This is a genomic window from Gracilibacillus thailandensis, from assembly GCF_010994055.1.
Lineage (GTDB): Bacteria > Bacillota > Bacilli > Bacillales > Amphibacillaceae > Gracilibacillus > Gracilibacillus lacisalsi.
In genome coordinates this window covers 1-1243 of the sequence record NZ_WJID01000152.1, presented here as the reverse complement: position 1 = coordinate 1243, position 1243 = coordinate 1, and the positions used below count along the sequence as shown (strand labels likewise).

1 protein-coding gene is annotated in these 1243 nt (G+C 34.1%); it reads left to right on the top strand.

The features are described from left to right. Positions 1 to 364: 364 nt before the first annotated feature. A complete protein-coding gene (locus GH715_RS21255) occupies positions 365 to 934 on the top strand; it encodes a hypothetical protein (RefSeq protein WP_205601885.1) in 570 nt (189 codons plus the stop codon). Positions 935 to 1243 lie beyond the last annotated feature (309 nt).

Sequence of the window (1243 nt, the reverse complement as noted above, 5' to 3'; positions counted from 1 at the left end):
AGTTATAAAAGTATTCCCGCTTACTCGACCTAACTTTTTGAAGTTTGATACAATGTAAAATAAAAGATGTAATGTCCGTACGATAAAAAAATGTAGATCGCTTTTTAGCGTAGGCCACCCACTTTCACATGACAACTAGATCGATCACAGATCTTCTTACACTTATTGACAAGTCACCCTTGCACATCGGTAAAAAATATACTATAGTAAAAATACATGCGTATTGAATTTTTTTCCACCTAAGAAAATCAAAGTAAATAAATGGAGAAAATACGCCTCAAGTCTTACATCAAAATATATCTATAGCCCATTATCCAAACCGATAAGACAAACTATCATATAGAGATGGAAGGAGGGGGCGAAGGTGAAAAAAGTTTATCTTCTTTTCACAGATACTGGGACGCTTTTATCGCGTATGATTAATCTGTGTACAAAATCAACTTTAAATCATGCATCGATTGCTTTTGATTCTTCTTTAACAGAAGTATATAGTTTCGGAAGAAAGCATCCATATAATCCTTGGATTGGCGGCTTTGTCAGAGAAAATTTACGTACTCCGTTTTTTAGTCATTCGAAATGTGCAATCTATCAATTATCGATATCGGATGATACATATTATGCATTAAAGCAACGGATAGAAAAAATGGAAGCTGAAACAGATCAATACCGCTATAATTTGTTAGGTCTATTTGGTGTCCTCTTTAACTTGGAATGGCAACGCGAGCACGCTTATTTCTGTTCGGAATTTGTTGTTACCATCTTGAAAGAGGCAGGGATTTACATTGATGAGAAACCCGCATGCCTGGTAAAACCGCAGGACTTAAAAGAGTGGAAAGCGTTAGAATTAATTTATCACGGTGATTTACCCGTTTATTTAGAGCATCATGGTGGTTATCAAGTGAAAATACCATTATGGAAAAGAATTTATAGTTAACAGCATTTATTTATATATTAATTTTTCAAGAGTCTTTAACAAGGCTCTTGTTTTTTGTTTAAAAGGAAAGTATATAACCATTGATATCACAACTTTTATAAGCAAGTATGATAGGAAAAGGTGATGCAACACGTATATTTTAAGAAGCAAGAATAGCTATTCATATGGAGTTGCCATTTTGAAAGCTTGCTAGTTGCAAGTCAACCGATACGGCTGACCGTTTCGCTTTCGCTATTCTTGTTCAACAACGAATAATAGAAAAAGGATATGGGGTTTTATAAAACTTATTAGTAATTTCCTATGCCATAC